Below are 23,677 nucleotides of genomic sequence, written 5' to 3'. Positions count from 1 at the left end.
CTACCTATCTTGCACTTAATTTATTGAAACCTATTTCATTTGTAGAACCTGTAATAACTTGAAGTTCTGCAACTATTGAACCATCTGGTTTTAAACTACCATCAAATCCACCAGCTATAACATCTGCAACTTCTGGATATCCTATTACTTTATCCATTGGAGGAAGAGTAATTAATTCATTTGCATTTCCTCCAGTAACAACTGCATTTGCTAAAGAATCAGCATCAGCTAATGACTGGGATTTTCCATCTCTACCTGCATATTCATCAGTTATTATTACTGTTTTTATTCCTTTTTCTTCTATCTTTTTACAGTTCATAATTAGGTCAGTATCTGGATTACCAAATCCTTCTTCGTTGATTATTACGCCATCTACGCCTAGGAATTCAGCTAATTTTGCACTCCAGTTAGAAGACCTTTCTTTATCAGCAAGATAAACATTTTCGTTTGTTATTATTACACCAACAAAGTTTAACTCTTTTCCATGCTTTTCAAATAAATCATGAATAATTGGGTTATTTAAATGATGATAAGTTGTGTTTTTGTCACATGCAGAAACACAGTTACCACTTACTATCGCTCCGTCCATTACTTCTGTTGGATAAATTAAAGTAGATATAGTTTTCTTTGCATCTACACCATATATATAAGTATCATGTAATAAACCTTGAGTTTGAAGCATATATACATAAGCTACTCTTGGTAATTCTGGATATTTTTTATATCCTTCTATTATTGAATCTGTTTCATAAACCTCTGTTTCATCTGGAGTAATATCTTTTGCCAAATTTCCTAAGTATGTGGCTGCTTTGTATCCAGCAAATCTTAAAGCTGATTCATGGTTGTGTTGTTTTAATTCATCAATAGGCTCGCAAATTACTACTAAGTTGCAAAGCTTCGAAAATGGAGTGTATTTTGCACCTTCACCGCTCATATCAATAATACCTTCTTGGAATCCAACTATTTTACCTGTTGTAACTACTGCTGAACCTTTAAGTACATTAGTTTTTCCGCTACCTACAGTAGTAACCTTACTAATCATTCCTGGGAATATTCCTCCTGGTCCTTCAATCTTAACCCTTGGTTCTATAACATCTTTGACTGGCATTATACGTGTACTATCCCCAGGTCTGGCAATATCTAAATCAACAGATTTAATATTTTCATCTTCCATTAATAAGTCTATTAATTCTTGCTTATTAACATAGATAACACCATTTTCTACTTTTGAAACATCTGAAAAGCATATGTCATTTATCTTTACATATCCTAATTCTAATTTCAAAAAATCACCTCCAAATATTTTAATTTGTAACTAGGTTTAACATCATTATTTAAAAGCCCTGCTAAGGCTTATAAATCATTTTTATTTAAATCTTTTGAAATATCTTATATACGACATGGTGATAGGTGGGTTAAAATAATAAATTTTTGCAACAAAAAAAGCAGAAAGTAAGATAGCTTTCTGCTCTGTATTTAACCTGAGAGTTTCCTCTAAAAGAGTTGCCCCTTCGGTGCAATATGCCTTATCATGTTGTATTATTTGCTTTCCAGAGTTAAGTCCTACTACGGTCCTTTTGCCTGAGATCATCTTTAGCACTCGCTTAGTACTAAATTATTCCTTCGGCTCTTAATTAAATAAGTCTCTCCCGCAGTAATCAACCTTAATAATATGCATTTTTATTAACATATTTATTTACTAGAAAAATGAAATATAAAAATTTTTCAATTATTTATTTTTTTTATATTAATTATATTATATAAATATTTTCTATAATTTTCAATAAGTTTTCTAACTTTTTATAATAATAAAAAAGGAATATCGCATTTACATGTGATACTCCTTTCTAAAATGTGGTTAAGTCATTAAACTAAGCGTCTAATGTAGTATTTCCTTCTTTCATAATTTTCATTACATTAATATATCTTATATTACCTAAATATTAAAATATATATTTTAATATTTACCTTTACTATTATCATCAGCTAAAATCTTTTTCATTATTACAAGACCAAAACTTTCCCCAAACTTAGTCCCTATATCCGATATGGTGCCACATGTTCTAAATCCATTAGTATGATAATATCTTACACCTAATCTATTTTTTGTAGGAATAATAGCTAAAATATTTTTTATGTCTAACTGTCTTGCATCTTCTTCTAACTTTTTCAAACAATAATCTCCTATGCCTAATCCCTTTACTTCATAAGCTAAAAAACAATTAATTACAGCTGTTTCTTTAAATGTACTATAATTCTTATACGAATTTAAGAAGCAAAACCCTACTACTTTATCACTGTTTTTTACTACATAGGCTGGATATCCATTTATTTCTGATGTTAGCTTATCAAAAAATCTAGATGGTAATCGACTTCCTGGATAAGCTGCATAAGTGTTTTCAATATAATAATTATAAATTTCCATTACTTCTTCTTTGTATTTATCCGTTAATTTATCAAAGGTAACTTTCATTATTATTCGCCTCCTTATATTTACAATTCTATATATAACTCATTTAACACATTATTTAACCTTTTGTCTTTTATATTAAATATTCACAAAAAAAATTAGTATGCATTTTTTTTCGCATACTAATTAATTTTCTAAATATTAAATTTCTCTTGCTAATTTTGCTCCTCCAAATATACCTGCATCATTTCCTAATGTTGCTAATTTAAACGTTGTATCAGTAGTCGCATGAAAGGCATTTTCCGAGTAATATTTTTTTATATTATCCAATAATATATCTCCTGCTTTTGAAACTCCACCACCTATGACAAAGACTTCTGGATTACAAACACAAGCTATATTTGATAAAGCACGGCCTAAGATAGAGCTAAACTTTTCTACGACTTTTATAGACAATTCATCATTCTCTTTAGCAAAATCAAATACATCTTTAGCCGTAATATTTTCAATATTTCTTAATTTAGACTCACAACTTTCTTTTTCTAAAATTTCTCTTCCTAATCGTGCTATTCCAGTTGCTGAAGCATATTGTTCTAAACAACCTTTTCTACCACAGTTGCAGCTTATTTTTTCATGAGGATTTACGGTCATATGACCAATTTCTCCACCAGAACCAGTATCTCCAGCTATTACGTTATTATTTATAATAACTCCTCCACCTACTCCAGTTCCTAAAGTAACCATTATCATATTTTTGTAACCTTTTCCTCCACCCTTATACATTTCACCAAGTGCCGCAATATTTGCATCATTTGCTACTTTTACAGGAACGTTTAGCATTTCTTCAAAATTTGTTGCCACATTAAATACTTGCCATCCTAAATTTACACTTCCTAATATGGTTCCATCGTCTTTTACAGGTCCTGGCACTCCAACTCCAGCTCCTAATACTTCATCTTTATATATACTTTTTTCTTCTAATACCCTGTTTATTGACTTCGTAATATCAGATAAAATGTATTTTCCATTGTCAATTTTTCTAGTTTCAATTTCCCACTTATGCAATAATTCACCTTCATTATTAAATAAACCAAGTTTTACTGTAGTCCCACCTATATCAATTCCTAGAGAATATTTCTTCATAATACCCCTCCTATTTGCTGTATATATTTATATTTTAAATATTCCTATTATATAAAACCTTACTTTTCATTTTATCTACTAAAGATTCTTTTTCAATTAACTTAGTGTTTATTATATAATACTTTTTACCTGTTTTTTTGCTTTCTAATATATCCATCATTACTTTAGCTACGTATTGACCTAAATATCTCCCATTTGCCTCATGTATGGACTTCTCATCTTCATCTTCAAAGAACAATGCATTTTCTAAATCTTGATTTATACTTACTGAAACAAAAGGAAATTCCATATCCTTTAAAAACTCAGTTGTGATTTTATCTTCTTCCTCGTGAAATAATAAAATTCCTTCAACAAAGTTGCTTTGTATAAACCTATTAATCCAGGTATCATCATCTTCTTTAAAAGCATACATGATAAAATAATCTCTATCTTTTGCACAATTGCTTATACCTCTAAAAACTTGAAGAAAGAAAGGATGGTAAAAGGAATCACAAATCCATTGTGGTATAATTACTGCTAATATCTTCGTTCTTTTGTTTGCCAGACCTCTCGCCATTTCATTTGGGACATAATTTAGTTTTTTTACTGCATCCCAAACCTTTGTTTTTGTCTTTTCACTAATTTTGCTACTATCCGAAAGTACTCTAGATACTGTGGAAACAGCAACATTAGCTTCTTTTGCTACATCTTTGATTGTAACTTTCATCCTCGTCTCCCCAATTTATATAACATTTTTAATTCATTGTAACTATATTCTTCTTAATTATATTATATTTTAAGTTATAATCAAATACTTCTCCTTAGGAAGTTTCATTCTAATATAAAAATCTTTACCATTTTTGTACTAAAAAAGCCCTCTTTTCTATTTCTTAATTACTTAAAAAGAGGACCTTGTTTTAAAATATTATATTTATATATTCCTTACAGTTAGGACACTTATCACCTTTAATATGAGAATTTGTTGTGTAAATATCCCTAGTTACAAGATTATATCCACAATTTGGACAATAGGTGTTATTATCTACACCTGATACATTTCCCACATACACATAGTTTAAATATTTTTTAGCTTCTTCTTTTGCCTTCATAATATTTTCCACTAATGTGGGCTGATTTTTCATTTTATAGTTTGGAAAATATCTACTTAAATGAAGAGGAATGCTTTTATCTATAGCTGATAAAAACTTTGCTATTTCCACTATTTCTTCTACAGAATCATTTTCATCACTAACCATTAAAGTTGTTATTTCTACATGAGTATATTTACTAGCTATTTTTATAGTTTCTAAAACAGGTTCTATTGTAGCACCACAAATTTCATTATAATATTTTTGTGTAAATCCTTTTAAATCTATATTCATTGCATCTATAAAAGGCAAAATCTTTTTTAAAGGCTCTTTATTTACAAATCCATTAGTCACTAAAATTATACTAATGCTTTTATCGTACTCTTTTATTTTTTTAGCTACATCATAAACATATTCATACCACATAAAAGGTTCATTATAAGTAAATGCTATACCCACATTGTTTGGTATATTTATTATTAAATTTATAAGTTTATCTATATCAATAAACTCTGATGAAGGTTTGTTCTGTGATATTTCATAATTTTGACAAAAACTACAACTCATATTACATCCAAAGGTTCCTACAGATAAAATATCCCTTCCTGGTTTAAAATGATACAAAGGCTTTTTTTCTATTGGATCCACATTGATAGAAGTTACATCTCCATAATTCATAACAATAGGTATATTATTTTTTACAGTTCTAAGTTTACATGCTCCAAATTTTCCTTCCTTTAAAGAACAGTTATGAGGACAAAGATAACATTTTATATAATTTCCATCTGCTTTATAAAATCTTAATTTTTCTTCCATCTATTCACCTTCTTTGTATCTTGTCACTTGAAATCTTTCTATTTCATATTTTTCATTTGGGTTTATACCAGCTTTTTCACAAGCTATTTGAAGTTGATAATCTACAGTGTCTACTCCTTCTAAATCTGGAAGTAAAAGTCCTTTTTTATGATCTTGAATAACTATAACGCCATATTTTTTAGGATCTAATTCTTCTTTTGTAGATTTATGTGGTCTACTAAGTACATCTACTGATATATCTATGTCTAACAGTTCATTTTCTGTGACCCTAGGAAATCTTGGATCATGAATGGCGGCTTCCACCGAATTTTTTATTATTTCTTCTGCTATGGAATCTGTTGTTGGCAAGAAAGTTCCAATACAACCTCTTAAATTTCCAAATTTTTTAAGAGATACAAATACTCCACCTTTTTCTTTGCTAAGTTCTTTTGGCAGTTCACTTGGTTTTGCTATAAGATGACCATAAGTATAATAATGATTTAAACTTTCCCTAGCTAATCTTACATATAAGTTACTGCTTGATATTTTTTTATTATAAAGTTCAGTTTTCATATTAATTAATTCTTCAAAATTACTATGGTTTTTTAACTCATTATGAAAAGCCATGACTCCATATCCTACTCCAAAGGGTCCTTCATAAGATAATAGTTTGCCTCTAACTTCTTCTCCTTCCATAGCTCCAAGCATTATAAATACGGATCTTAATCCACATTCTCCTGCACATTCTACCATATATTTATCCATATTAAATATGCTTAGCACATCACCTTTTTGTAAATTATCCAATAGTAACTCATCAAACTTTGAGCCTTCTGGTGAATACTCATAAGGTCCATCCTCACTTAATCTATGAGACAAATCTCCACTTGCAATTAACACAGTATTTTTATTAAGATTCTTAGCAATTTTTCTTATTGCCATACCAAACCTATACAGCTCAATGTCGCTAAGAGCTGCATATGTAACATGAACTATTTTGTATTTTTTATAATACTTATTTATAAAATACATAGGTATCATAGCTCCATGATCTAGCTCATATTCTCTATTAAATTTTCTTAAAATGTTTGAATCTATTCCTGCTACTGGTATATTTTCTGCATTACAAATATTAATCAACGCTTCATTAAATTCTTTATCAATTCTTCCTTCTATGTAAGTGTCAAAGTCTCTAAACTGGCTAAAATCTCCCTTTATATGTTCTTCATTGGAAATTACAAGAGCATCTGAAAACATAGTTCCATGAGGAGTTATAATTACTACAGTTTCTGGCTCTAAGTTACTTATTTCTTCTCCTACCTGATTACAAGCATCAATAGTGTTTTGTATTTCTCTTTCTTGTCCCTTACCCACTGATGGGATTATCAAAGGTGGATGGGGCATTAAATAATATCTTAGTATATTTTCCATAATATACACCTCACTTTATATTTAAAATATGTCCTTTTATTATTTTGCCTCTTTTTTTAAGTAATATTTTTAAAGACAAAAAAAATACTTATTATAGATGTTTTAGAATTGTATCAAGATACCCTCTTTTTTTCTATAATAAGGTTTGAAATTTCATTTTCACTTCTTAATAATTTTTTAGTGCTCGTAGATAAAAAGAGGCTATGAAATTTAATTAAATTTCATAGCCTCTTAAAGTATGTTTGCATTATAATTTTAATCTTTTAGCCAGATGAGTATATTATTTTATCGCCTTTGCTATTTCGTCAATCATTATATTTGTTGATTCTATCCCACCAGTCATTGTATACCATACTACAGAATTTAAGTATACTATCTTATCATTTTTAGCAACATCTGTTTTGTTCATTATTTCATTATTAAATAAAGTTTGTGCACTTTCACCTTTACCTGTTACTGAGCCTCTATCTATAACAAACACATAATCTGAATTATTTTCTAAGAAATATTCAAATGTTATTTGTTGTCCATGAGTAGATTCCTCTATATTTTTATCTAATTGTTTAAATCCTAAGTCACTATATACTATTCCATATCTTGAAGCTTGTGAGAATAAACTTACACCACCTTCATTTGCCATAACTACTGATCCTGATATTCCTTTTTCACTTACTACCTTATTTAAATCTGCTACTTTCTTTTCTATTTCATTTAATGCTTTTTTTACTTCATCTTGTTTATCAAATAAATTTCCTAGATCTGTTACAACAGTTGAAAATGAATCCATGTAGTTTTCACCATCTACTTCTAAATAAACTGTTGGAGCTATTTCTGTAAATGAATCTATTTGTTCTGCCTGTCTTCCACCTATTATTATTAAATCTGGATTTAATGCTTCTACTGCTTCAAAATCAGGTTCTTTTAAATCACCAACATTTGCATATTTATCGTCTGCATAAACTGATAATATCTCTGGTAAAGTTCTGCTCTTAGGTAATCCAACTATATCAACATCTAAATTCTTTAATATATCTGCCATACCATAATCAAATACTACTATTCTTTTTGGATTTTTATTTAATTCAACTTTTTCCCCATTGGCATCAGTCACTGATACTGTAGTTGTTGCTTTACTATCTGTCTCAGTTTTTTTTTCTTTTTTTATTCCTATTGAGAATATCCCTATTATTGCTACTAGAGCTATACTAATTATTATTGCTATTTTTTTGTTCATTTTGTCATCTCTCCTTTTTGATATAAATAATCATTATCATTTATTTTGTATTTTTTTACTGGCATATAAGCCAGTATATTTTAGACCTTATTAGAAATAGATACTTATTTTATTACCATCTATTTCTTCAACTTTAAAATCCATTTCATAAATATTCTCTAAAGTCTCTCTATTAATTATTTCATCTACAGTTCCTTCCTTTGCAACAACTCCATTTTTTAAACATATAATATAGTCTGAGTAACAAGATGTAAAGTTGATATCATGCATAACAAGTATTATTGTTTTGCCTAAATCATCACAAAGTTTTCTAAGAACTTTCATCATTTGAACAGAATTGTTCATATCTAAGTTATTAAGTGGCTCATCAAGGAAAATATACTCTGTACCTTGAGCTATAACCATTGCTATATAAGCTCTTTGTCTTTGTCCACCACTTAGTTCATCTAGATATTTGTCTTGTATATCAGTAAGCCTCATATAGTCTATAGCTTCTTCAACATATTTCATATCTTCTTCTCTTAGTTTTCCACCACAATATGGAAATCTACCAAAACTTACTAGCTCTCTTATTGTAAGTCTAATATTAATATTATTAGACTGTTTTAATATGGCTATCTTTTGAGACAATTCTTTTTTATCCCAACTTTCAAGTTCTTTTCCTTCTATAAAAATTTGTCCACTATCTCTTTTCATAAGTCTTGTTATCATGGAAAGAGCAGTACTTTTACCAGCTCCATTAGGACCTATAAATGAAGTTATCTTTCCTTTTTTTATTTTAAGAGATACATCGTGTACCACATTTTTATCATTATACTGTTTACTTAAATTTCTTACTTCAATCATATTCTGCTCTCCTTATAAAGTAGATACATAAAGTAAATTCCACCTATCATATCTATTATTACACTAACTGGTGTAGTTAAATGCAATACTCTTTCTATCATTAATTGACCAAATACTAAAGCAAATATACTAACAAGTGCTGATACAATTATTAAATAGCTATGTTTATATGTTTTCATCATTTCACGAGTAACATTTGCAACTAATAATCCTAAAAATGTTACTGGTCCAACTAAAGTTGTTGATACTGCTATTAATACGGAAATAATTATTAATGATTTTTTCATTAGCTTATCATAATCCACACCTAAGTTTATAGCTTGATCTTTTCCTAAGCTCATTACATCAAAATATTTAATATCATCAACTACAAAAGGAATTATCAAAAGTATTACTATTATTGATAAAAGCAATATGTCCACATTTACATTACTAAAGCTTGCAAATAATTTTGACTGAAGTACTAAATATTCATTTGGATCTATTATCATTTGCATAAATGAGGATAAACTTCTAAAGAATGTTCCACAAATCATTCCTACTAATAATACAAACATTATATTAGCATTTTCTCTTTTGAATACTATTTTGTATAAGGCCATAGAACCCATAATCATAAGTATTACACATATCAAGAAGTTTAACTTTGAGTTTGATGAAAATGCACTACTGGAGCCAAAAACAAATATTATTACCGTTTGTATTGCTACATATAATGAATCTATTCCCATTACACTAGGTGTTAGTATTCTATTATCTGTTATAGTCTGAAATATTATTGTTGAAAAACCAATACATCCACCTGTAACTACTATTGCTATTAATTTTGGTATTCTTTTTGATAAAGCAAATTCCATACTTCCCGAATTAATTTCTAGAGTTAAGAATAATACACAAGAAATTAAAATTAATAAAGATAAAATAACTATAGGCATATTTAAATTTTGTTTTTTATTTTTTATATTTTTATTTAGACAACTTTTATTTTCTAAATTAGCTTGCATATGACTTCCTCCTTAATATTAAATAAAGGAACATGGCACTTCCTATAACTCCAACTGTAAGTCCAACAGAAAGTTCATATGGATAAATTATTACTCTAGCTGCTATATCACAAACTAAAACAAATATTGCTCCAAATAATGCTGTATCCCATATATTTTCATGAACATTATCACCTTTATATAAAGAAACTATATTGGGAACAATTAATCCTATATAAGGAATTTCTCCTGCTGTGATTACCACACATACTGTGACTATTGAAACTATTACAAGACCAAGATTAACTATTTTTTTGTAATCAAGTCCTAAATTTGTTGCAAAGTCTTCTCCCATTCCTGCCACTGTGAATTTATGAGCAAATATAAATGCTAAAATCATAAGTGGTATGGCTAAATATAATAATTCATAATTTCCCTTTAAAATCATGGAGAAATTACCTTGCATCCAAGCACCAACATTTTGCATTATTTCAAATTCATATCCTATGTAAGTTGTTATGGATCCTATTATATTTCCAAACATTATACCAACCAGTGGTACAAATATTATATTTTTAACTTTTAAATTTCTTAAAAATGTCATAAATATCAATGTTCCCCCTAAAGCAAATACAAAAGATATCATAGCTTTTTGCATTGTTGTTGCTCCTGGCATAAGGACCATAGCTATAACTATTCCTAGCTGAGCAGAATCTATAGTAGCTCCTGTGGTTGGAGAAACAAATTTATTTTGACTTATTTGTTGCATGATTAACCCACATATACTCATAGAACTTCCTGCCATTAATATGCTTATTAGTCTAGGAAATCTACTTACTATCATAAGATGTATAGCGTCTTGATCTCCACTTAAAATATTTATTATATTTATATTCTTAGCCCCTAAAAATATAGAAACTAAAGATAATCCAATTAACATTATGATTAAATATCTTTTTTTCATTTTCAGCTCCTGTTTCATCTTTTTTTGAAATTGCATTTCATATTCATATGATATTCATTATCATTTTGATATTTATATCATACAGTAATTGATAATAATTTTCAATACCTATTTTGTAATTTTATTAATAGTTTTGTGTTAATTTATTAATATTTGTAATTTACCCATTAAAAAACACCCTGATTTTTATAAATCAGAGCGTTTTATCCTAGTTAAACATAATATCAATTTTCTCTATATTATAACTATTATTTTCAATAGTCATAATTATAAAGTTTATAGGCAGATTAAATCGTCTTTTCCCACAACTACCTGGATTTAACCAGAGTATTTCTTCTATTTTATCACAAAAATATTTGTGAGAATGTCCAAAAATAATTACATCCACAGATTTCAAATTTGATGAAATATCTTTTTTATTATGCACCATATAAAAGTTAATATTTCCTATATTAAAATATAATTCTTTTGGTAGTTCTTCTGCCCACTCGCCTTTATCATTATTACCTCTCACCACATATACAGGAGCTATTTTTTTCAATTCCTTTAGAACATCTTCTGAGCTAATATCACCACCATGTACTATATAGTCACATTTTTTCAAATAATTGATTACTTCTTCTCGTAATAATCCATGAGTATCTGATATAATACCTACCATATATTTTTCTTTCAATTTATTTTTCACCTTCTATTTGTTCAAATTCATTTTCCTTTACTGTATCTTGTTCTTAATAATATTCTTACAATTTATTTTTTATTGTTTCATAATTAAATTGTATTTTGAATCATAATGTAGACACAAATCATTACAAATGCGTTTATTAATCTTAGTTAAAGCTTCATGATATTCTTTATACTTAGGTGATAATAAAATCATATTTGAAATAAATATATCGTTATAACCGCTATCTTGTAAGCGCTGCATAAACTTTCTCTGTAAAATAAATGCAGGATGATATTTAAAAAAGAAACTATTTTTTACTTTTACACCTCTTGCAATCTGTTCTTTTAACTTTTCATATCCTTCATCATTTATATTTATATATTCTTTAGTTTTAGCATCTATTTGTTCTACCATTTGGGTCATATCTTGCTTAGGTAATAATTTATACATGATAAAACTGTTAATTTTCATCAATAAAGGTATTTTAATTTCTGCATTATCCCAAAATTCAATTATTCTTCTATATGCATCCTTTTGCTCTTTTGTTTCAATTTTTATTTGCAAATAAGGCATAAAATGATTCATGAAATAATAACCATAAAATCCTGGGATCATATCTTGTATTGCTTTACCTAAAGTTTCATAGTCTAAGTTTTCGTATATTTCTTCCACGTCATTGTTATCAATAAATCTTTTTAAAGATTCTGCTTCGTTTTTATAATCTTTAAGTTTGTTTATTTTTTCTTTATATATATTTTCTAAGAATTGCTTATCTTTATTTTCAAGCAAAATCTTAATATCTTTTATGCTAATACCCAGCTTTCTATAAACAGAAATTTCTTTTAAAATTTTTATATCTTCTTCAGTATAATTTCTATATCCATTTTCATCTTTACTGACTGACAGAAGTCCTTGTTCCTCGTAATATTTAATTGCACGCTTTGTCAAATCAACAACTTGAACAACTTCATTTATTTGCATATTCTTCACCCCTTACTACTTATTTTACACAAATTATATTGCTGTACGTAAGGTGTAAGTCAATAAGTTTCTATCTTAATATTCATCTTTTTATAAATTCTTATTTTACTCTAAGGTATAATTCCAAATTAGTATGAGGAATAAAACTTGCTATCCTCATTTTGTGCCTCCGTTTGTATATTAAAAAAGCAATGGAATACCATAAGTTCCCTTGCTTTTTTACTTTCACTTAGTTACAAACTAGTTGTGATTCTTGTGTATTTTATAATTCTTCTCCATTACTTGTTATTACTTGCTTATACCAATGAAATGATTTTTTTCTACTTCTTGAAAAATCTCCACTTCCATCATCATATTTATCAACATAAATGAACCCGTATCTTTTAGCCATTTCTCCTGTAGATGCACTTACTAAATCTATACATCCCCATGGAGTATATCCCATTAAATCAACTCCATCTTCTACAGCTTCTTTCATTTGTTCAATATGCGCTTTTAAATATTCTATTCTATAATCGTCATTTATACTTCCATCATCTTCTTTTTTATCATAAACCCCAAGTCCATTCTCCACTACCATCAATGGAATTTGATATCTATCATAAATTTCATTTAATGAATAACGAAGACCTTTAGGATCTATTTGCCATCCCCAATCACTTGCTTTTAAATATGGGTTTGTTGCTCCTCCTAATATATTCCCATTTCCTTTTAATGCCTCTTTATCAGTAGTTGCACATACAGACATATAGTAGCTAAACGTATAAAAGTCTACACATCCATTTTGCAGAATTTCTTCATCTTTATCTTCCATTTTTATTTCTATATTATTTTCTATAAAATAGCGCTTCATATAAGTTGGATACTTCCCACGAACATGTACATCACCACAAAAATAATTCATGATTCTATTCTTTTGTTGTGCCTCAACTACATCATCTGGATTACAAGTATATGGGTAAGTAGTTGCATATAATATCATACATCCAACTTTATAATTTGGATCTATTTCATGAGCTAACGTGACAGCTTTTGCACTTGCTACTAATTGATGATGTAATCCTTGAAATCTAAGTTGTGGTATATCCACTTGATTTGTAAAATCTGTAGTTCCTTCATTTAGTATTCCTTGAGATAAAAATCCTCCCATAGGCATTGTTCCTGAGTTAATTTCATTAAACGTTAGCCAGTATTTTACTTTGCCTTTATATCTTTTAAAAATCACTTCACAATATTTTGTAAATATATCTATCATTTCTCTAGAAGCCCATCCATTATATTTTTGACATAAAGCAAATGGTACTTCATAATGTGAAATTGTTATTAAAGGTTCAATTCCATATTTCACACATTCATCTATAACATTATCGTAGAATTTAAGTCCAGCTTCATTAGGACAAGTATCATCTCCATTAGGAAATATTCTGCTCCATCCTATAGAAAATCTAAATACTTTAAATCCCATTTCTGCAAATAAGGCTATATCTTCTTTATATCTGTGATAAAAGTCTATTGCTTCATGAGAAGGGTAAAATGTACCTTTCTCTATCTCTTTAGTTATTCTTTTACTCCTTGTATGAGAACCACCTGTACACATATCTGAACAAGAAGGTCCCTTTCCGTCTATATTCCAAGCTCCTTCAAATTGGTTTGCAGCAGTAGCTCCTCCCCATAAAAAATCTCCTCTAAATCCCATTTTAATATCCTCCTAATTATGATAAATCTTCTCCATTTGTTTCTATAACTTTTTTATACCAGTAGAATGATTTCTTTTTACTTCTTTTTAGTGTTCCCTTTCCTTCATTATCTTTATCTACATAAATATATCCGTAACGCTTTTTCATTTCACCTGTTGATGCACTTATTAAATCTATACATCCCCATGAAGTATATCCTAATAAATCTACTCCATCTAATTCCACTGCATCTTTCATTGCTTTTATATGCTGACGTAGATACTCTATTCTATAGTCATCATTTATTTCTCCATTTTCATCAGGAGTGTCTATAGCTCCTAGACCATTTTCTACTATAAATAGTGGCTTTTGATATCTATCATATAAAGAGTTCATTGTTATTCTAAGTCCAAGAGGATCTATTTGCCATCCCCATTCACTAGCTTTTAGGTATGGATTTTTTAATGTTGCAAACACATTACCTTCTGTATTAGCATTTATTTTTGGATCAGCACTTGTTAATCTTGAAGAATAATATGAGAATGATATAAAATCCACAGTATTTTCCCTAAGTATTTTTGCATCTTCATCCTTAATTTTTATATTTATTCCTTTACGCTCTAATTCTTTTAAAGCATATGCTGGGTAATATCCTCTTGATTGAACATCTATAAAGAAATAGTTTTCTCTATCCTTTTCCATAGATTTAAATACATCTTCTGGATCACATGTATTTGCATAAGTATTTCCAGCTGCCAACATACATCCTATTTTGAAACTTGGATTTATTTCATGAGCAAGTTTTGTTGCTAAAGCACTAGCAACTAATTGATGATGAGCTGCTTGATATTTTACAGCTTCTTCATTGTCTCCTTTTTCAAAGTATAAACCAGCTCCCACAAAAGGAAGATGCAACAACATATTTATCTCATTAAAAGTTAACCAATACTTGACCTTTTCTTTAAATCTTGTAAATATTGCATTACAATATTTCACATATAAATCTACTAATTCTCTACTTTTCCAAGAACCATATTTTTCAACCAAATGCATAGGCACATCAAAGTGACATATTGTAACTAAAGGTTCTATTCCATATTTTATACATTCATCAAATAGACCTTCATAAAACTTTAATCCCTCTTCATTTGGAATATCTTCTTCCCCTGTTGGAAATATTCTAGTCCAAGATATTGATAATCTATAGCATTTAAACCCCATTTCAGCAAATAAGGCTATATCTTCTTTGTAATTATGGTACATATCTATTGCCATATGCGATGGATAATAATGTTCTTCATCACACTCAAACATTTTCATTTTTCCAAGTCCAACAGGAAATCTATCTTCCCCAAAAGGTTGAACATCTACATTTGATAGTCCTCTACCACCTTCTTTATATCCACCTTCACATTGGTTAGCAGCTGTAGCTCCTCCCCATAAAAAATCTTTTCTAAGTCCCATTTCAGCTACCTCCACATCAATCTTATAGGTCAAAAGCATTAGTAGACTAATGCCTTTGACATTTATATTTAAATTATTATGATTATTTATTTTACTAAGCAATTACCTTTATTAATTCATCTTTTTCATTAACTGTTTTTCTTTGTACCTCTATTATTTCCAAATAGTCAGAGTGATTAGTTATTATTACTGGAGTTTCCAGACAGTATCCTTCTTTAATTATTTCATCTTTATCAAAAGTTATTAAAGTTTGTCCTTTTTTAACTTTATCTCCTACTTTAAAAGATGTTTCAAAATATTTTCCTTCTAATCGAACAGTATCTAATCCTATATGAACTAAAACTTCACATCCATTTTCAGACACCATGCCTATTGCATGTTTTGTTGGGAATAGAGTCATTATTGTTCCATCAAAAGGAGCTACAACTTTTCCTTCTTTAGGCACTATAGCTACACCTTTACCTAAAACTCCAGAAGCAAAAGCATCGTCTTTTATTTGAGCTAATGGCTTAACCTCTCCTTGTATTGGACTATAAACAATATCTATTTTTGATTTTATTGCTCTTTTTGGTTCTACTATTGTTGTATCCTCTTCAGTTTCATCTTTCCAAAAGAAGAATGTTAAAACAAAACCTGTTACCACTGCAACACCTATACATATAATTGCAGCTATTGCTCCTTTAGCATCATTTGTTGCTGGATTTATATAACTTGGTATTCCAAATATACCAAGTCCACCCATTATATATAGCTTTGCATTCATTAGTCCCATAACTAAACCACCTAATGCTCCTCCTATACAAGAAAATATAAATGGTTTCTTTTTAGGTAATGATATACCATAGATTGCTGGTTCAGTAACTCCACATATTCCTGATATTACTGCAGGTATACATAACTCTTTTAATTTTTTGTCTTTTAACTTAAAATACATTGCTGCAACAACTGCTGTTTGTGCAAATGATGGTGCAAATGCTCCTACTAAGATAGTATCAAATCCCATAGTCATTGTATTTGTAATTGCAATTGGTATAAGACCCCAATGTAATCCAAACAGAACAAGTATTTGCCAGAAGAATCCCACTAGTGCTCCACATATTACTGGTGATAAATTATATAATCCTAAAAATAGGTTTCCAACTATATTTGATGCAAATGTTGCTATAGGTCCAACTATCATAAAACCAAGTGGTAAAGATATTAATAGTACAAACATTGGTACAAAAAAGTTTTTAATTACATCTGGTATTATTTTTGTGGCTAATTTTTCTACTTTTGAAGCTAAATAAGCTATTAAAATAACTGGTATTACTGTTGAAGTATAATTCATTGCTATTACTGGAATTCCTAAGAAAGTAAAGTAAACCGGAGATTCAAACATTGTTCCTGAGAACAAAGTATATAAAGGTTTACCTACAGACAATGCTGTTGCTTGTATACTTGGATAACATAATGCTGCTCCTATTAACATTCCTACAAATGGTTTCAATCCAAATTTTTTAGCAGCTGTATATCCTAAAATTACTGGCATGTATTGGAATATACTATCTCCAATTGCATTTAAAATTAGATATGTTCCACTGGTTGCAGTATATAAACTTAAGAATACAAATAAAGCATTAAATCCTTTGATCATACCCGCTGCACAAAGTACTCCTAATATTGGTTGGAACACACCTGATATTATATCTATAAACTTATTAAATATCCCTTGGGGTGCATCATCGACTTGATTTTGTGTATCGCCTCCTAATCCAGCGATTTCACATACATCGGCATATACATCTGGTACGTGATTTCCTATGACAACTTGATATTGTCCACCACTTTTCATAACTGTAACTACGCCATCCATTTTCTTTAACACTTCATCATTGGCCTTAGACTCGTCTTTTAACTTAAATCTAAGTCTTGTGATACAGTGTGTTAAACTGTTTATATTTTCCTTTCCTCCGACATTTTTAACAATGTCTTTTGCTAGTTGTGAGTATTTTCCCATTTTACTCTCCTCCATTTTTCTTTTAATATTTGTGTGAAAATATGAAGGTTTGGCCAACTTAATGTCACCATCCAATGTGTTAGTTATGCTCTGCTAACAACTTTTTCTATATGAATTGTTAAATATAATTTTTCTTCATTTGCTAATACATAATTATATTTTTCTTCTATAAATGAAGATATTTTTTCAACACATTCATATGAATTTTTATATTTAACTTTGATTACATCTAGTAAACCATCGTCTTCCTCACCTGTATAGCTTTTTCCATTAAGAAGCCTTTCTGCAAAAAACTTTAGATGAGTTATAAATCGATAATAGTAAACTGATTCTTCATCAAAGGAAACACCAAAATAGTATTTTACTATATTAGATACTTCTTGCATTATTTTAGTTATCTTATAAACAACTTTAATATCTTGATCTTTTTCTGCATTTACAATATGTAAAGCTATAAATCCAGCTTCATCATCAGGTAGCCTTACATTAAATCTTTTCTCTATTAAATCAAGTGATTTCATTCCTATAGCAAATTCTTCTTTATAAAATCTTCTAGTATCCCATAATACTGCATTTTTTACAGCAACACCTTCTTTAAATCTTTCTATGGCAGTATGGATGTGATCTGTCAGGGCTATATAAATTTTATCATTTAATTTTTTACCTAAAGAAAGTTTTGCATATGATATAATATCATCCGTTAATGTCATATACTCCATAGGAATATCTGCAATTAATTGTTGAAATTTTGATAATGTGTCTTTATCTGAAAGAGTATAAACTTTATCAATAGATTCTTTAGGTACTATATCACCTATTTTTTTCTTAAAAGCTATACCCTTTCCCATTGCTACAACTTCTTCATCTTTTTCATTTTTAGTCAATATCACATTATTATTTAAAATTTTTTCAATAATCATTACAGTTACCCCTTCCTAAATTTTTCATAAAAAAAACCTATTTATGCACACAAAATTTCTCCTTAGTATTTGTGTAATAAATAGGTTTAGCTTGTACTTAAACAATCACTATCCTTAAAATATTTTTAGTTATTATTTAAACTAATAATACCAGGATTACGTTTTCTAGTCAATTTATTTTTTATTATTTGTATAAAATTATTATTTTTTATCTTTTTTAACTTTTACTTTTTTCTTTTTAACTATAATTTCTTTATTATTTCTTAAAAACTTATCCCCTTTGTAATTTAAAATGTCCACATAAGAGCAGATATCTTTTACTTCAATCACTCCAATATCTTCATTATTTATTCCATCAATATTACTAAAAGCTCCAACTATATCAATAACTCTTATTTTCTTTTTCTTCCCCACATTAAGATATATTTTCGTAATTTCTTCATTAGTATTTTCTTTTTTGTTTACTTTTTTATTTTTTAATAAATCATTTTGAAGTTTATTAAATTTAATTTTTCCTTCAGTTGATTTATCTTTATCAATATAATTTATTTTTTCAATCTCATTTCCTGTATATTCTTCAATATCAGTTAAATATTTTTCTTCTTTAGAAGATACTATGGTAATAGATTTTCCTAATTTATCTACTCTTCCTGTTCTTCCAATTCTATGAACATAGTTTTCCTTGTCCCTTGGTACTTCATAATTTATTACTAAGGAAACATCATCAATATGAATTCCCCTAGAAGTAATATCACTACTTACTAAAATATTAAATTTTCCTTCTTTAAAATCTTTAATAATAAAAAGTCTTTTATCTTGAGACATATCTCCATGAATTCTTCCTACTAAAAACTTTTCTTTTTTCATGTTTTGATAAATCTCTTCTACTTTATCTCTTGTATTAAGAAAAATAATTGTAGAATTTGGACATTCACTATAAATTATATTTTTAAGAGTCTCATACTTATTTTCTTTTTCAACTTTTATACAATATTCACTTATTTGTTTTTTTACTTGTATATTATCTATTTTTACATCTATAGTTTCAGGACTTTTCATATATTTGTCACAAACTAAATCTATATTCTCATCAATAGTTGCTGAAAACATACCTTTACAACAATTTTGTGGCAGTTTACTTAAAATTGACTCCATATCATCAACAAAACTTTTATGTAACATTTTATCAGCTTCATCGATTACAAAATATTTTATATTACTTAAATCAATAGTTCCTCTGCCAATATGATCAATTATTCTTCCAGGTGTAGCAACTACTATATGAACCCTTTGCTTTAACTCAGTTACTTGCTCCCTTAGTGGTTGTTTTCCAAAAATTGCACTACATCTAACTTTTTTTATTCTTCCTATATTTTGTATTTCTTCTTTAATTTGTAGTGCTAACTCTCTTGTTGGAGCTATTATTAATCCTTGTACTTTGTTATTATCTATATCAATTTTTTCTACCATTGGTATGGCAAAGGATGCTGTTTTTCCACTTCCTGTTTTAGATTTTACTATTACGTCTGTTTTTTTTAATAATCTAGGAATAACCTCATCTTGAACTTTTGAAGGTTCTTTATAATTTAAATTATTTAATGACTTTATTATATTTTTATCTAAATTGAATTTTTCAAATTTATTATTCATTTTTATCTCCTTAATTTCATAACATCTCTTACTATTATAATTGTCAAATTAATATTATTCAAAACAAAAAGTCAGCACTAGTTAATAATGCTGACTTGTATATCTAAGCTACTGCTTCTTCTTTATTTACTTCGGTGTAACTTTTTACCTCTTTAAATAATACTGCTGCTATTATAACTATAGCAATAATATCTGCTACTGGTTGTGAGAACCAAACTCCATCTAATCCTAAGAACTTTGGTAATACCATTATTAAAGGTATTAAAAATATACATTGTCTTAGTAAGCTAAGTAGTATTGATATTTTAGCCTTACCAATTGATTGAATATAGTTTGTGCCTATAATTCCCATACTTAATATTGGTAAAGTTACTGTGTATTTTTTAAGTCCATTTATTGTTATTCCCATAAGCTCTGGATCACTGTTAAACATTCCTACTAAAAACTCTGGTGCTATATTTATTATCATTGCACCAATAACAAATATACATGTAGATGCTATTAAACATATTTGTAATGCTTTTTTTGCTCTATCATATTTTTTAGCACCATAGTTAAATCCAACTATTGGTTGCATACCTTGACTTATTCCAAATGAAGGCATTAAAAATATCATGGAAATTGAACTTATTGTAGCCATAGCTCCTATTGCTAAATCTCCACCATAAGTTTTTAAACTTTGGTTACTTATAACTTGAACTAAACTTGCCGCAAGCTGTATTGCAAAGGGTGATATACCTATTGCTAAAATAGATTTTGCTGCATTTTTATTTAATCTAACAGTTGATAACTTAAATTCTAAATTAGATTTTTTTCTTAAATAATGTGAAAGTCCCCACATAGCTGTTATAGCTTGTGATATTATTGTTGCAGTTGCTGCACCTTTGATTCCCATATTAAATTTAAAAATAAATAATGCATCTAATATTATATTTGTAACACATCCAACTGTCATTATAATTGCTGATAATTTAGGATTTCCATCTCCTCTAATAATATTGTTAAAGAACATTGCCATTATAGAGAATGTTGTTCCTACAATAATTATATCTGTATATGATTTTGCGTAATATAAAGTTGCCTCACTGGCCCCAAATAATGTTAGTATTTGTTCTGAAAATATAAGTCCTAATACAGTAAGTGAAACACCTAATACTACTGATAATAACATACCTGTCCCTATTATGTTTTGTGCTTCTTCTTTTCTACCTTGTCCTAATTTTATAGAAACATTAGTTGCTGAACCTATACCAACAAGCATCCCAAAAGCTAGTGCTATTGTAAGTACAGGCATAGTAACACCAAGTCCTGCTATAGCCATAGAGCCTACTTCAGGTATATTTCCTATAAATACTCTATCTACCACATTGTAAAGTGCATTTACCATCATTCCTATTATAGCTGGTACAGAATATTTTAATAATAATTTTCCAACTGATTGTGTTCCTAATTCTACTTGATTTTTATTCATGCATTTTCCTCCTATATATTTATATTAGAGCAAACTTTTTTAAGTAATTTTATCATTAATTCTCTTTCTTCTTTATTTAGTTGTTCACTCATTTTTTCATCCCATTGATTCAAAATAAAGAATATATCATTCTTTACTCCGTTTCCTTCTTCTGTTAAATAAACCCTATTGGATCTTTTGTCATTTTCGTCTTTTTCTCTTCTTACAAATCCATTCTCTTCTAGTTTTTTTAGAGCTCTTGCTGTAGTTCCTTTATCTATTTTAAGGATTTCAGCTAGCTCCTCTTGATTTCTACCATCCTCTATATAAAGTTCTAATAAGTACATAAATTGACCTTGGCCTATGTTATATTCCTCAAGACCTTTACTAATAAAAATACGGCCTTTTCTATATATCTGAGAAATATATTTTCCAATATTATCACAATTATTTTTCTTCATATAACTCTACCCTTTCTTTATTTAGTTGTGTATGCAACTATACTAGTATAACATATTTAGTTGTGATTGCAACTATTTTTTCATAAAAATTTTATCTTCTTTAAATAACTACATAAATAAGTAAAAAAGGATAAGCATTTTAAATACTTATCCTTCTAAAAATTGAATAGTTATAAAGTTGATACTAAATATTTAGTATATGCTATAAACGCCCTTGCTTCTTCCACAGTATTATAAAGTCCTAAGCTTGCTCTTAACATTCCATTTGTTGGTTTATTAGTATAAGCATTGTTACATGCAGTTTCATCGCTAACTCCCATCAATCTATTAACATATGGATGAGCACAAAACTTTCCAGTTCTTAGGGCAATTGCCATTTCATCAGCAAATCTTTTACCAATTGTTTTATAATTTTCACCATCTATATTAAAAACAATAATTCCTAATCGATCATCTATATTTTCATTATCTCCGTATAATATAACTCTATCTATTTTTTTCATTTCTGTTATTATAAATTCTTTCAACATCATTTCATGTTCATATATATTATTAAAACCAATTTGTTTCAATTCTTGCAATGCTCTACCTGTAGCCATAGCTCCCAATGAGTTAGGACTACCTGCCTCATGTAAAGCTGGGCAATCATCCCATATAACATCATAATCTGTAACTACTTTTACACATGCTCCTCCCTTTAAAAATGGAGTTAAATTGGACAAGTCTTCCTTAAGTCCAACTATTACACCCGTTCCATAAGGGGAATATGTTTTATGGCTTGAAAAAACTAAAAAATCTATTTCTTCTCCTGGCTTTTTACCCTTCATATTTATTTCTTTATGAGCAACTAGTTGAGCACCATCTACTATTATTTTTGCATTATATTTATGACATATTCCAGCTATTTCATGTATGGGATTTACATATCCAGTAACATTTGATGCTCCTGTTACAGTTACGTATTTTATTGTACCATTATTTTCTTTTAATTTATCTTCTATACTATCTACACTTATTCTTCCCATTTTATCTACATCAATATATTCTACTGTGGCACTATATCTCCAAGGCAAATCATTTGCATGATGTTCCATTCTTGTGGTAATTATTTTATCATCTTTACTTTTAATTAACACATTTGCTAATAAATTCATACACTCAGTTGTCGTTTTTCCAAAAACTGCAGTATATCTTAAATCACTACCCACATTAAAAAAATCCAGTATAATTTGTCTTGCCTCTTCATATTTTTGAGTAGTTATTTCACTTTTCTGTCCAGTTCCCCTAGCTACAGCTCCATATGTTATTAATCCTTTACATAATTCTCTATATGATGATTTCAATGATGGTGTAGTTGCGCCATTATCAAATCCTATAGGCATAGCCATATTTCCATTAGCCAATTGAACTTGGTTATCTACTCCAATAAATAAATCTCTATATTTATTATAATTATTATATATATCCATAAATTTAGCGTCCCTTCTTGAAAAATTTATACTTTACTTATTTATATATATGATTATCCTTAGACAA

The 23,677-nt window shown here is 28.5% G+C and carries 20 protein-coding genes and 1 riboswitch; all 20 genes read right to left on the bottom strand.

Annotated features, from left to right (window positions below):
- Window positions 1-4: 4 nt before the first annotated feature.
- Window positions 5-1,285, bottom strand: coding sequence for a glycine/sarcosine/betaine reductase component B subunit (locus TVTCOM_RS03825; RefSeq protein WP_434798528.1), 1,281 nt, complete (start codon window positions 1,283-1,285; stop codon window positions 5-7).
- A 274-nt stretch (window positions 1,286-1,559) separates the two neighbouring features.
- Window positions 1,560-1,662: riboswitch (glycine riboswitch) on the bottom strand.
- 295 nt (window positions 1,663-1,957) lie between these two features.
- Window positions 1,958-2,473 (bottom strand): GNAT family N-acetyltransferase, encoded by a 516-nt coding sequence (locus TVTCOM_RS03820; protein ID WP_434798527.1) that lies wholly within the window; start codon window positions 2,471-2,473, stop codon window positions 1,958-1,960.
- Between the two features lie 138 nt (window positions 2,474-2,611).
- On the bottom strand, window positions 2,612-3,553 hold the full coding sequence (locus TVTCOM_RS03815; RefSeq protein WP_434798526.1) for an ROK family glucokinase: 942 nt from the start codon (window positions 3,551-3,553) through the stop codon (window positions 2,612-2,614).
- A gap of 34 nt (window positions 3,554-3,587) precedes the next feature.
- Window positions 3,588-4,259 (bottom strand): LacI family DNA-binding transcriptional regulator, encoded by a 672-nt coding sequence (locus TVTCOM_RS03810; protein ID WP_434798525.1) that lies wholly within the window; start codon window positions 4,257-4,259, stop codon window positions 3,588-3,590.
- 190 nt (window positions 4,260-4,449) lie between these two features.
- Window positions 4,450-5,436 carry an AmmeMemoRadiSam system radical SAM enzyme gene (amrS, locus tag TVTCOM_RS03805; protein ID WP_434798524.1) on the bottom strand — a complete coding sequence of 329 codons (987 nt, stop codon included), beginning with the start codon at window positions 5,434-5,436 and terminating at the stop codon, window positions 4,450-4,452.
- Window positions 5,437-6,846 carry an AmmeMemoRadiSam system protein A gene (amrA, locus tag TVTCOM_RS03800; RefSeq protein ID WP_434798523.1) on the bottom strand — a complete coding sequence of 470 codons (1,410 nt, stop codon included), beginning with the start codon at window positions 6,844-6,846 and terminating at the stop codon, window positions 5,437-5,439. It abuts the gene before it with no gap.
- 280 nt (window positions 6,847-7,126) lie between these two features.
- The gene (locus tag TVTCOM_RS03795; protein WP_434798522.1) at window positions 7,127-8,080 is read right to left on the bottom strand and encodes a siderophore ABC transporter substrate-binding protein; all 954 of its coding nucleotides are present in this window, start codon (window positions 8,078-8,080) and stop codon (window positions 7,127-7,129) included.
- Between the two features lie 90 nt (window positions 8,081-8,170).
- Complete coding sequence (locus tag TVTCOM_RS03790; protein WP_434798521.1) at window positions 8,171-8,926, bottom strand: iron ABC transporter ATP-binding protein; 756 nt, start codon at window positions 8,924-8,926, stop codon at window positions 8,171-8,173.
- Entirely contained in the window at window positions 8,923-9,930 is a 1,008-nt protein-coding gene (locus TVTCOM_RS03785; protein WP_434798520.1) for an iron chelate uptake ABC transporter family permease subunit, read from the bottom strand. Before TVTCOM_RS03785 ends, TVTCOM_RS03790 begins: the two co-directional genes overlap by 4 nt.
- Window positions 9,920-10,873: an ABC transporter permease gene (locus TVTCOM_RS03780; protein ID WP_434798519.1), complete on the bottom strand. Its 954-nt coding sequence runs from the start codon at window positions 10,871-10,873 to the stop codon at window positions 9,920-9,922. Before TVTCOM_RS03780 ends, TVTCOM_RS03785 begins: the two co-directional genes overlap by 11 nt.
- A 208-nt stretch (window positions 10,874-11,081) precedes the next feature.
- Window positions 11,082-11,549 carry a metallophosphoesterase family protein gene (locus TVTCOM_RS03775; protein WP_434798518.1) on the bottom strand — a complete coding sequence of 156 codons (468 nt, stop codon included), beginning with the start codon at window positions 11,547-11,549 and terminating at the stop codon, window positions 11,082-11,084.
- An 81-nt stretch (window positions 11,550-11,630) separates the two neighbouring features.
- On the bottom strand, window positions 11,631-12,521 hold the full coding sequence (locus TVTCOM_RS03770; protein ID WP_434798517.1) for a MerR family transcriptional regulator: 891 nt from the start codon (window positions 12,519-12,521) through the stop codon (window positions 11,631-11,633).
- A gap of 262 nt (window positions 12,522-12,783) precedes the next feature.
- On the bottom strand, window positions 12,784-14,217 hold the full coding sequence (locus tag TVTCOM_RS03765; RefSeq protein WP_434798516.1) for a glycoside hydrolase family 1 protein: 1,434 nt from the start codon (window positions 14,215-14,217) through the stop codon (window positions 12,784-12,786).
- Window positions 14,218-14,233: 16 nt separating this feature from the next.
- A complete protein-coding gene (locus TVTCOM_RS03760) occupies window positions 14,234-15,661 on the bottom strand; it encodes a 6-phospho-beta-glucosidase (RefSeq protein WP_434798515.1) in 1,428 nt (475 codons plus the stop codon).
- A gap of 94 nt (window positions 15,662-15,755) precedes the next feature.
- Entirely contained in the window at window positions 15,756-17,660 is a 1,905-nt protein-coding gene (locus tag TVTCOM_RS03755; RefSeq protein ID WP_434798514.1) for a beta-glucoside-specific PTS transporter subunit IIABC, read from the bottom strand.
- 83 nt (window positions 17,661-17,743) lie between these two features.
- Entirely contained in the window at window positions 17,744-18,580 is an 837-nt protein-coding gene (gene licT, locus TVTCOM_RS03750) for a BglG family transcription antiterminator LicT (protein WP_434798513.1), read from the bottom strand.
- Window positions 18,581-18,781: 201 nt separating this feature from the next.
- Complete coding sequence (locus tag TVTCOM_RS03745; RefSeq protein WP_434798512.1) at window positions 18,782-20,230, bottom strand: DEAD/DEAH box helicase; 1,449 nt, start codon at window positions 20,228-20,230, stop codon at window positions 18,782-18,784.
- Window positions 20,231-20,333: 103 nt separating this feature from the next.
- A complete protein-coding gene (locus TVTCOM_RS03740; RefSeq protein ID WP_434798511.1) occupies window positions 20,334-21,701 on the bottom strand; it encodes an MATE family efflux transporter in 1,368 nt (455 codons plus the stop codon).
- Window positions 21,702-21,712: 11 nt separating this feature from the next.
- Window positions 21,713-22,141, bottom strand: coding sequence for a MarR family winged helix-turn-helix transcriptional regulator (locus TVTCOM_RS03735; protein WP_434798510.1), 429 nt, complete (start codon window positions 22,139-22,141; stop codon window positions 21,713-21,715).
- A gap of 170 nt (window positions 22,142-22,311) precedes the next feature.
- Window positions 22,312-23,610 carry an aminotransferase class V-fold PLP-dependent enzyme gene (locus TVTCOM_RS03730; protein WP_434798509.1) on the bottom strand — a complete coding sequence of 433 codons (1,299 nt, stop codon included), beginning with the start codon at window positions 23,608-23,610 and terminating at the stop codon, window positions 22,312-22,314.
- Window positions 23,611-23,677: the final 67 nt, after the last annotated feature.

Source organism: Terrisporobacter vanillatitrophus, from assembly GCF_051148895.1.
Taxonomy (GTDB): Bacteria; Bacillota; Clostridia; order Peptostreptococcales; family Peptostreptococcaceae; genus Terrisporobacter; species Terrisporobacter vanillatitrophus.
The sequence above is the reverse complement of the archived record's forward strand: the minus strand, read 5'-3'. Positions and strand labels throughout refer to the sequence as shown.

Excerpts from the sequence above, each read along its gene's own strand:
- amrA (WP_434798523.1), bottom strand. The coding sequence starts at position 6,846 with ATGGAAAATATACTAAGATATTATTTAATGCCCCATCCACCTTTGATA.
- TVTCOM_RS03735 (WP_434798510.1), bottom strand. The coding sequence starts at position 22,141 with ATGAAGAAAAATAATTGTGATAATATTGGAAAATATATTTCTCAGATA.
- TVTCOM_RS03795 (WP_434798522.1), bottom strand. The coding sequence starts at position 8,080 with ATGAACAAAAAAATAGCAATAATAATTAGTATAGCTCTAGTAGCAATA.
- TVTCOM_RS03770 (WP_434798517.1), bottom strand. The coding sequence starts at position 12,521 with ATGCAAATAAATGAAGTTGTTCAAGTTGTTGATTTGACAAAGCGTGCA.
- TVTCOM_RS03765 (WP_434798516.1), bottom strand. The coding sequence starts at position 14,217 with ATGGGATTTAGAGGAGATTTTTTATGGGGAGGAGCTACTGCTGCAAAC.
- TVTCOM_RS03810 (WP_434798525.1), bottom strand. The coding sequence starts at position 4,259 with ATGAAAGTTACAATCAAAGATGTAGCAAAAGAAGCTAATGTTGCTGTT.
- amrS (WP_434798524.1), bottom strand. The coding sequence starts at position 5,436 with ATGGAAGAAAAATTAAGATTTTATAAAGCAGATGGAAATTATATAAAA.
- TVTCOM_RS03760 (WP_434798515.1), bottom strand. The coding sequence starts at position 15,661 with ATGGGACTTAGAAAAGATTTTTTATGGGGAGGAGCTACAGCTGCTAAC.
- TVTCOM_RS03780 (WP_434798519.1), bottom strand. The coding sequence starts at position 10,873 with ATGAAAAAAAGATATTTAATCATAATGTTAATTGGATTATCTTTAGTT.
- TVTCOM_RS03755 (WP_434798514.1), bottom strand. The coding sequence starts at position 17,660 with ATGGGAAAATACTCACAACTAGCAAAAGACATTGTTAAAAATGTCGGA.
- TVTCOM_RS03820 (WP_434798527.1), bottom strand. The coding sequence starts at position 2,473 with ATGAAAGTTACCTTTGATAAATTAACGGATAAATACAAAGAAGAAGTA.
- TVTCOM_RS03815 (WP_434798526.1), bottom strand. The coding sequence starts at position 3,553 with ATGAAGAAATATTCTCTAGGAATTGATATAGGTGGGACTACAGTAAAA.
- TVTCOM_RS03740 (WP_434798511.1), bottom strand. The coding sequence starts at position 21,701 with ATGAATAAAAATCAAGTAGAATTAGGAACACAATCAGTTGGAAAATTA.
- licT (WP_434798513.1), bottom strand. The coding sequence starts at position 18,580 with ATGATTATTGAAAAAATTTTAAATAATAATGTGATATTGACTAAAAAT.
- TVTCOM_RS03730 (WP_434798509.1), bottom strand. The coding sequence starts at position 23,610 with ATGGATATATATAATAATTATAATAAATATAGAGATTTATTTATTGGA.
- TVTCOM_RS03745 (WP_434798512.1), bottom strand. The coding sequence starts at position 20,230 with ATGAATAATAAATTTGAAAAATTCAATTTAGATAAAAATATAATAAAG.
- TVTCOM_RS03785 (WP_434798520.1), bottom strand. The coding sequence starts at position 9,930 with ATGCAAGCTAATTTAGAAAATAAAAGTTGTCTAAATAAAAATATAAAA.
- TVTCOM_RS03790 (WP_434798521.1), bottom strand. The coding sequence starts at position 8,926 with ATGATTGAAGTAAGAAATTTAAGTAAACAGTATAATGATAAAAATGTG.